Annotated in this window: 10 protein-coding genes and 1 pseudogene; 6 read left to right on the top strand and 5 right to left on the bottom strand. The window is 29.4% G+C overall.

What is annotated here, in order from left to right:
- Window positions 1–314: 314 nt before the first annotated feature.
- The 4 genes from BM227_RS11920 to ectA are packed head-to-tail and all read right to left on the bottom strand — an operon-like array spanning window position 315 to window position 3,701.
- The gene (locus BM227_RS11920; RefSeq protein ID WP_092914159.1) at window positions 315–1,529 is read right to left on the bottom strand and encodes a M23 family metallopeptidase; all 1,215 of its coding nucleotides are present in this window, start codon (window positions 1,527–1,529) and stop codon (window positions 315–317) included.
- Between the two features lie 2 nt (window positions 1,530–1,531).
- On the bottom strand, window positions 1,532–1,927 hold the full coding sequence (locus BM227_RS11915) for an ectoine synthase (protein ID WP_092914158.1): 396 nt from the start codon (window positions 1,925–1,927) through the stop codon (window positions 1,532–1,534).
- A 1-nt stretch (window position 1,928) separates the two neighbouring features.
- Window positions 1,929–3,206 (bottom strand): diaminobutyrate--2-oxoglutarate transaminase, encoded by a 1,278-nt coding sequence (ectB, locus tag BM227_RS11910; protein ID WP_092914156.1) that lies wholly within the window; start codon window positions 3,204–3,206, stop codon window positions 1,929–1,931.
- 9 nt (window positions 3,207–3,215) lie between these two features.
- Entirely contained in the window at window positions 3,216–3,701 is a 486-nt protein-coding gene (gene ectA, locus BM227_RS11905) for a diaminobutyrate acetyltransferase (protein ID WP_281244334.1), read from the bottom strand.
- Between the two features lie 325 nt (window positions 3,702–4,026).
- Here ectA and BM227_RS11900 point away from each other — a divergent pair, with 325 nt between their 5' ends.
- From BM227_RS11900 to BM227_RS11875, 6 genes are read left to right on the top strand one after another with little or no spacing between them, the layout of a single operon-like run.
- On the top strand, window positions 4,027–4,431 hold the full coding sequence (locus BM227_RS11900; protein WP_245757071.1) for a DUF1924 domain-containing protein: 405 nt from the start codon (window positions 4,027–4,029) through the stop codon (window positions 4,429–4,431).
- 14 nt (window positions 4,432–4,445) lie between these two features.
- Complete coding sequence (locus tag BM227_RS11895; protein WP_092914153.1) at window positions 4,446–5,000, top strand: diheme cytochrome c; 555 nt, start codon at window positions 4,446–4,448, stop codon at window positions 4,998–5,000.
- An 11-nt stretch (window positions 5,001–5,011) separates the two neighbouring features.
- Window positions 5,012–6,124, top strand: a complete 1,113-nt coding sequence (locus BM227_RS11890) for a cytochrome b/b6 domain-containing protein (RefSeq protein ID WP_092914151.1) — start codon at window positions 5,012–5,014, stop codon at window positions 6,122–6,124.
- 2 nt (window positions 6,125–6,126) lie between these two features.
- A complete protein-coding gene (locus tag BM227_RS11885) occupies window positions 6,127–6,516 on the top strand; it encodes a Spy/CpxP family protein refolding chaperone (RefSeq protein WP_092914149.1) in 390 nt (129 codons plus the stop codon).
- Complete coding sequence (locus BM227_RS11880) at window positions 6,509–7,183, top strand: response regulator transcription factor (RefSeq protein ID WP_092914147.1); 675 nt, start codon at window positions 6,509–6,511, stop codon at window positions 7,181–7,183. Before BM227_RS11885 ends, BM227_RS11880 begins: the two co-directional genes overlap by 8 nt.
- A gap of 2 nt (window positions 7,184–7,185) precedes the next feature.
- Window positions 7,186–8,403 (top strand): ArsS family sensor histidine kinase, encoded by a 1,218-nt coding sequence (locus BM227_RS11875; protein WP_092914145.1) that lies wholly within the window; start codon window positions 7,186–7,188, stop codon window positions 8,401–8,403.
- On the opposite strand, the pseudogene BM227_RS12835 reads toward BM227_RS11875, so the two are convergent.
- Window positions 8,372–9,381, bottom strand: a pseudogene (locus BM227_RS12835) (hypothetical protein); the annotation flags it as partial. The gene BM227_RS11875 and the pseudogene BM227_RS12835 overlap by 32 nt on opposite strands.

Here is a 9,381-nt window from a genome sequence, read left to right as displayed (position 1 = left end):
TATAAGCTCCTCTCGTATCTCTCTTTGGTTGCCCAAAGGGCATCACAGCCTCGTAATCAATGAGCAATTGATGCAAAAGCATCATTGCAACTTTTAATCAGTGATTATCACCAAAGAGACAGTCAAGCTAAATTAAGTGATCTCCTTAAGCAAACTAAGCTTAAAGAAGTCACAGGGGGTATAAAAAGACTTTTTAGCTCTTTGGTTAGACTGTGATTAAGTTAAAGATCTGAAGTCTAATTTCTTCATTCTTGATAGTAATAATTTAGAGTTAATTTTTCAATCCTTTTTGGATGAAAATCTCTAAATTATTTCTATAAATGTATTATACGAGGGTATAATTTGTCATAAAGAGAAACATTAAAACTAGAACAGTGAGCATATAATGAATATAATCCTAGTCCATGAGCAATAATTAATGTATTGCCATATATACCATTATCTTTTGCAAATACGACCTTTCCATTATTTGTTAAATATATTTTTGACATGGCATAACTAGCTAGATCTAAACCTAAATGATAAGATTCAGATATAAGTTTTCCTTTATAAAAAAATTTTCGATGTCCACCAAAACTTGCAAGAACAGCTGCATTTTTTAATGGATTTAATGGTTTAAAGTTAAATTTATAACTTTTAAATGATGCTGTATTTTGTATGAGTTTTTCATTTATATGTCTCAATTCTTCATTAATATATTTAAAACAATTTATAGTATTCGTACATTTGTCAGTTTTTTCTAGTTTATTAGCTATTTTAGGAATTTTATTTTGCAAAAATTTATCACTTAAATTAATATTTGATGTTTTGTAAAATTTATTATTTAAATATAATGGTATATAAACTTTAGATATATTGCCTGCTTTATCTTTTGCAACTATTGTAGCTTTGAAGTATTTTTCAGATATAGGCCAAGCAATTAGTGATATATAATAGTTGTCTATAAAATGTTCTACCTTAAATTTTTTTCCATTATTAATTTGAATATATATAGATTGAAAATTTTCATCAGATGCCTGAAAAATAACTAATGCAGAACCTCCTCGTGATATTTTATATGAATGTTCAATAATATTAATATATGGTTTTTTTGTATCGACTTTAAGTGTAAAAGTTTTTACTGTTTGATTTCCATAAATTTTCCACTTGCTTATATCTCTAATTTTTACAATTAAATTAATATATTTATTATTTAATTTATAAATTTTACTTCTTAAAATATGAGGTGATTTTACAACTACTTTTAAACTTTTTTTGCGTTCAAATAATTTCTCATGTACGATTTCTTTTTTGAAATTTTCTGTTTCTAAAATAATTTTGTACTCCTTTATACCGCTATTATCACTAATAGTAAATTCTATAGGTTTTTTTAAATTCCAAAAATTATTATTTTCTATAGTTACAACAGGTGATTCTCTTTCAAAATAATTTGAAGAGAATATATATAATAAGCCAGTTGTAATCAATAGAAATAAATAAAAATAAAAAAATACTGGTCGATTTTTTTTAATAAATAAACCTTTTTTCATTATTACTCATTTATGATAGGATAAACTCCATGTTTATCATGGTTTTCTGTGCCAACTAGAGGAGGGTTAAAGACACAAATAAGGCGCATATCTTCTGTTCCACCATGTAAGATATGTTCATCATGTTTGTCTAGTGCATACATAATTCCATCATAAATTTCATATACTTTACCACTTTTTAAATCTTCAATTAAGCCATTGCCTGAAACACAATATACTGCTTCTAAATGGTTTTTATAGTGTATATGAGTTTTACTTCGTGCATAAACTATTGTTTCATGAAATGAAAAACCCATATTATCATTACGAAGTAACATTCTACGACTACTCCATTGACCATCTTTTGCATGTACCTCTTTATCTGTTCCTATGATATCTTTTATATTTCTTATAATCATTTTAAAACTCCATTTTTAAATGTTTTTCTTTTTCTAAAAAAACTTCTTCTACAGATTTTTCAAATATTTCCAAACCATTTTTTAAAGTTTTTTCATCTATGATCAAAGGTGGTAGAAACTTTATAACCTGTCCTTCTGAACCTGCTGTTTCAACTATTAAGCCATTATTAAAACATTTTGCAGATATTTCAGAAGCTACTGATGAATCATTTAATACTTCAAAACCATAAACAAGTCCTCTACCTCGAATACTTATATTATATTGCTTATACTTTTGTACTATAGATTCAAGATGCTTTTTTAAAATTTTTTCTTTATAAAAAACAGCTTTTGATAGATCGTCGTTTGTCCAATAATTTTCTATAGCAGTTTTAGCAGCTACAAAAGCAAGATTGTTACCACGGAATGTTCCAGTATGTTCACCAGGTTTCCATTGATCAAGTTCAGGTTTAAAAAGAAGCATTGCCATCGGTAAACCACCACCTATAGATTTTGAAAGAGTGACTATATCTGGATTAATACCAGCAAATTCAAAGCTAAAAAACTCTCCTGTTCTTCCATTACCTACTTGAATATCATCAATAATAAGTAAAATATCAAATTCTCTACAAATAGCTTCTAGTCTTTGTAACCACTCTTTTGATGCAACATTAATTCCACCTTCTCCTTGGACAGTTTCAACAATAATAGCAGCAGGAGTATCTACTCCACTACTGCCATCAGCAAGAAATTTTCTTAGATATTCTATTGTGTCAATATTTTCAAAATAACCATCATAGGGCATAAAAGCAGCATTACATCTACTTATATAGCTTTCATCTCTATATTCATTATTTCCGGTAATAGATAAAGATCCTTGAGTAAGTCCATGATAGCCGTTAGTAAATGATATAATATTGCTACGACCTTTTACTAATCTTGCTAATTTAAGTGCTGTTTCAACTGCATTTGTCCCTGTTGGACCTGTAAATTGTAATTTATATTCTAAATTTCTAGGTTTTAAAATATTCTCTTGAAAAGAGTGGATAAACTCTTTTTTTGCAGTTGTGGCCATGTCTAATCCATGTACGACACCATCTTTTTTCAAATACTCTAGTAAAGCATTTGTTATATGTTCGTTATTGTGACCATAGTTTAATGTTCCAGCTCCAGCAAAAAAATCTATATATTCAACTCCTTGCTCATCTACAAGTATTGAATTTTTTGCTTTTTCAAAAATAGTTGGAAATGAACGAATGTAACCACGTACCTCAGATTCATAGTTTTCAAATATTCTCATTTTATTCCTTTATAAGTTTATTGGACCTATTTGGTATAGTTCCTCTTCTTCATGAGATTCATTTATAAATAATTCTTTTTTTAAGAACTTGTTGACTCTTATAGAAGTATTTAAATATAGTGCTAATTTTTTAAATAAGTTTCTTGATGCAATATTGGATGGAGAAATTGTTGCATGAATATATTTTATATCGGATAGTTCTTTTCTTGATAAGATACTACTTAGCATTTTTAATGCAATCCCATTGCCACGATATGAACTATCAACAGCAACTTGCCATATAAAAATAGTATTTTGTCTATCTGGCAAAATATATGCAGATATAAATCCTATTACTTTTCCTTTAGATTCACAAACAATACTTGTTTTTTTAAAATGTGTACAGATAAGCATATAGCTATATTGAGAGTTTAGGTCAAGGCTTTCACACTTGATTACTAATTTATGCATCTGTATGGAATCTTTTATAACAGGTTCTCTGAAAATAATTTTCAATCCTTTCGTGTAATAATTACAAATATAATTGTAATAAATTACATATTAAATGTAAATAAATTACATTTAGACATTGTAATACTTACATATATCAAGTCTATTATTGATTTATGGAATGTAGTTAATATATTTGATTTAATCACTTACTTATATATGGAATAAAAATTTTTACATTATTGTCTAGTTATTTAGTTCTTTTTTATCTTTAATTTAATTAATATTATTGAGTTAATAAATTGTCAAGAAATAGTCAAGAAAACTCAAAACATAAATTTACCTTCTTCTGTAAAAATTTTAATTACAACAAATTAGAAGGAGGTGTATAGTGAAAAGATACATTTTACTGCTAGGTTCCGCTTTTACATTTGTAATAGCTGCACCAATTGATGACTATATGCAAAGTCTTAAAGTTCAAGCAAAAATTGAGAATCCTTCATTTAAAGGATTTGATGCAAAACGTGGTGAAGATATATTTTTCTCTCAACATATTGGAAAAAGAGGGAAAAAAATATCTTGTGCAAGTTGTCATACTAATGATTTGACAAAAAATGGTGAAAATATCTTTACAGGAAAAAAACTAGAGCCACTTTCACCAAAAGTTAATTCTAAAAGACTTAAAGATGTAAAAAAAGTTAAAAAGTGGCTGAGGCGTAATTTCAAAGATGTTTATAAAAGAGAAGGCACTGCCATTGAAAAAGGCGATGTTTTAACATTTATTCTATCAAAATAGTGAGGAGGTGTATTATGAAAAAGTTTTTTCTATTTGCTGCTGTAGCAATGCTTGCAGTTGGAAGTGTTGTAATATTTGCAGATGAAGATAATGAACATGAAAGAAAAGAGGTTTATCATAAAAAAAGTTATCTAGTGTCAGGTAATACAAAGTTATATAAAAATGAGTGTGGTGCTTGCCATATGGCATATCAACCAGAGTTTCTTCCAAAGCGTTCATGGAAGAAGATGATGCTTACTCTTGAAGACCATTTTGGTACAGATGCTACACTTGAAAAAGAGGAATTTCAACAGATACTTGAGTATCTTCTTGAAAATGCTTCTGATAATAAAGCTGTTTACGGTGATATTGGGAAAATGGGAAAACGCATCTATCCTAATACATCGCCACTTCGTATCAGTGAAACACCATATTTTAAGAAAGAGCATAGAGAGATTCCAAAACGTTTTATTAAACAAAAAGCTGTAAAAAGTTTAGCTAATTGTAATGCTTGCCATACTAATGCTCAAAGTGGAAGTTATAGTGAAAAAGAGATATATATACCAAACTATGGACGTTGGGATGATTGAAAGGATTAATAATGCAAACTTATGTATGGACACTTCCGACACGCATTTTTCACTGGATGCTTGTTGTTTATATTGTGTTGATGTTTTTAACATCTGAAACGGAGAGTTTTTTAAATATACATGCAGCATTTGGGTATGGAGTAGGAATTCTTATTATTTTTAGAATATTTTGGGGATTTATAGGACCTAAATACTCAAAATTTGCTGAATGGCCACTATCAATAAAAGAGATTATAGAGTTTATTTTGAATTTTTCAAATACTAAAAAAATATATACTGGTCATAATCCTGCAGCATCCTTTGTGATGCTGGGAATTATAGTTACTGTTTTGTTTGCCACATTAACTGGAATTTTGACTTATGGCATTCAAGAAGGAAGAGGAGTACTATCTTTTTTAAATAGTTCATTTTTTAAAGAGATGGAACTATTTGAAGAAATACATGAATTTTTTGCAAATTTTTTATTGCTACTTGTAGGTATGCATATTATAGGTGTAATAGTAGATAGACTTCTTCATAGCAAAATAAATACACTAAGTTCAATGATTACCGGTTATAAAAATATTGAAGCCGATCCTGCTTCACTAAACTTTTTTCAAAAGCTTTTTGCAGTGATAATGTTACTATTTGCAATACTTATACCATTATATGCAACTACGTTTGATTCAGGGTTAACAAGTAGTAGGTTTGTACCTGTAAACTATGAAAATGAGCACTCTCTATTTGTAGATGAGTGTTCTGCTTGCCATACCCTATATCCACCTTTTCTTTTACCTACTAATTCTTGGAAAAAACTAATGGCAACACTTCAAGATCATTTTGGAGATGATGCTTCACTCGAAAAGGAAGATAGAATTTCAATTGAAAAATTTTTATTAGCAAATAGTGCTGGTAACTCTACCAAAGAGGCTGCATTTTATATAACTGAATCTTTAAAAGGTAAGAAAGATATAATAGCTATAACAAAAACACCTTACTGGATTGGAAAACATAAAAATTTGGATAGAGATATATTTATATCAAGTTCAATCAAGTCAAAAGCAAACTGTAAAGCTTGTCATAAAGATATTGAGCAAGGATTAATTGAAGACAGTAGTATAAAGATACCAAATAGTGGAGTATAGCAATGAAGTTTTTTTTAATACTCTTTTTATCTTTTAATATACTTTTAGCAGATCATAATGATGAAGAAGATTTATTTGAGTTTCATATGCCACACGATTTAAGTTATCTTAATTTAACTAGAGTACAAAAAGAGAAGATACTTAACATTCTTTCAAGAAATAATCAGAGATTAAAACTTTTACACCAAAAGAAAGAGATAGTAGAGAGTCGTATAAAAAAGCTTTTTTTGCAAGACAATTTTAATAAAGAAAAATTAATATCTATTTTAGTGGAGCTAAAAAAAGAGTCAATAGATATTGAAGTTGAGTTGTTTTCTGAACTTCATAAAGTATTGACTCCAAAACAAAGAGTACTTTTTATTGACTATATAGAGGAGTGGGAAGTTGAATAACAGCATCCTTTTGATTGAAGATGATAAGCAGATGCAAGAGTTGATTTGTGACTATTTAGAAAGTTTTGGATATAAAATAGAATCTTTTACAGATCCAAAAGAGGCTATTAACCAATTTTTAAAAGCTCCAAATAATTTTGATGTAATTATTTTAGATCTTATGTTGCCGGGCATGGATGGATTTGATGTATGTAAAACAATAAAAGAGCATTCTGATATTCCAATAATAATATCTTCTGCTAGAGGAGATATTGGCAATAAAATATATGGTTTTGAATTAGGTGTTGATGACTATTTGGCTAAACCATATGAGCCTAGAGAGCTTGTACTTAGAATAGAGGCAGTATTAAGACGTTTAAATAAAAGTAACAAGACAAAAATTTCTGATTTTATAATAGATACAACAAATAGAGAGGTGCTTTTAGATAATTACCCAATAGATTTAACAAAGGTTGAATTTGAAATATTTTTTCATCTTTTGAAAAATCAAAATAGAGTTGTCTCAAGAGAACAGATTATCAATGCTTCCTCTTTGCCAATTGATACAAAAAATAGAACAGTTGATATGCACATAAGCAATATTAGACATAAAATTGGAGATGATCCTAAAAATCCTAAATATATAAAATCTATTTGGGGTATTGGTTATAAATTTATTGGAAAATAAAAATGTCTATATTTAAAAAAATTACTCTTCTATTTCTTTCAAGTCTTTTTCTTATGATATTTATTGCATTTTGGGTAGAAAAATCGAATTTGAAAAAAAATGAAGTAATTCAAATCAATAATTATATTACCGATGCAAAAGTAATTTTATCAATCTTTGCAAAGGGAGAAAATATAAAGCTTCAGAAAAAACTTTCTGAACTTGGTTTACAAAAAGTTGATAAAAGCTCTTTTTTACATAAAAGCAGCACTGTTTTTAGAAAAAGTTTAACATATGGAGAGATAAAAGTCATTAAAACCAACTCTAAATATTACTTGTATATAAAATATTTAGATAATGAACTTATAGTATATGATAAGTCTCAAGAAGATTATATTAATGATCTTAAAATTACATATTTACTATTAATTTTAGATATTTCTCTTCTTATAATTATCTATCTCTTAGTATTAAAAATGATTATGCCATTAAAAAATATAAGCCAAACTATGAAACTATTTTCAAGTGGTGATTTATCGGTACGTACAGATGTAAAAACTGGTGATGAGATAGGGGAAGTTGCTGAAAGTTTTAACAAAATGGCTGAAAAACTTCAAAAAACAATACAATCAAAAGAGGAACTTCTACGGGATGTTGGACATGAATTAAAAACTCCTATAGCAAAAGGAAAATTTGCCATAGAGAAGCTTGAAAATAGTAAAAACAAAGAGGTTTTAAAAAAGGTATTGGAAGAGTTGGATAGTTTAACAAGTGATATATTGCAAATAAAACTACTGGATGAAGAGAACTTAAATAGAACAAAGTTTAAAGCATCAACTCTAATTGCAGAAGCTTTATCTAAACTATTTATTAATGAAGATGACTTAGAGATAGTTATAGATGATTTTGAAATAGATGCGGATCTTCACTATTTATCTGTTGCGCTAAAAAATTTGGTAGAGAATGGATTAAAATATAGTGTAAAAACTCCTATTGTAATTGAAGCAAAACCTGAACAAATTACTGTCATTAGTTTTGGAGAGAAACTTGACAAAGATTTAGAATATTACATACAACCTTTTACAAGAGATAGTAATAATAAACATGGATATGGTCTTGGACTGAATATAGTAAAAAAAATAGTTGATAAACATAACTTTTTTCTAAACTACAACCATTTAAATGGGTATAATTTTTTTACGATAAATCTTAGTCAGACTTATGACAATCAAAACAACTAACCATATGCCCAGCAGCAAATGTCTTAGTTCCCCACTCCGTAGTAAATGTTCTTGCACTCATAGTTTTAGATAAAGGTGCACCTTTATAGTCACTACCGTGGCAGGCAGTACAACTTGAAGCACCACCATCTTCTGCAATATCACCATGTCCATCAACCCAAGCTTGTCCAACTGTATGCATTCCGTGTGGTCCTTTATTGCTTGTAAATGGTACTGTTGTGTGACAAGCTGTACACTCTCCTATAGTTCCTGCGTGTCCTTGTGCTTGAATGCTTTGAATATTATCTTCTGCTTTAGCACTTGGGTAGATTGCGTGTGTTGAACCGTGACAAGCTGAACACTGCATATTGCCGTGACCTGTGCTGTATCTGTATAGACTCTTTCCTGTCATTGGTGTATCTGGATTTGTTGCAAAGCGGTTATCTAGTGATGCTCTAAGAGTACCTGTTAGCATATCTGTTACTGCTTCTGTGTAACGCTCTCCATTTTGGTGACAGCTTTGGCAATTTGGTTCATCAAACCAACCTTCACGACTACTGCTTCCTACTGCACTCATTACACCGTGACAGCTTTGGCACTGCATTTTACTTGTACCATCAGGGTTTTTAGCATTTCCCATTGCACCTCTTAAACATTGAGTTGTTGCACCTGGGTGGCAAGTGTAGCAAGCATTTCTGTTTGTACTGTTATTTAGTGTAAGTCCTGTATCTGGGTCTGTAACATCTGTGTGTTTAGAGTGCAGTGCTTGGGTTAATGGTTTTATATCATCAACTCCAGTTCCTGGCAGAGCATTACTCTTATGACAAGATGCACAAAGTATAGGTGTTCCGCTATTGGCTGTTGCTTCCAAACCTTCTGCTTTATAGTTCCAACCTTTTGCGCTTAAAGAGCTATTATGTTCTGCTACAGCTGTTGGGTGTTTTTGATCGTGCAGTCTTAAAATGTTATATTTATAATCTTTCTCTGGATCACTCAAAT

Origin of the sequence: Hydrogenimonas thermophila (assembly GCF_900115615.1) — a bacterium.
Taxonomy (GTDB): domain Bacteria; phylum Campylobacterota; class Campylobacteria; order Campylobacterales; family Hydrogenimonadaceae; genus Hydrogenimonas; species Hydrogenimonas thermophila.
The sequence above is the reverse complement of the archived record's forward strand: the minus strand, read 5'-3'. Positions and strand labels throughout refer to the sequence as shown.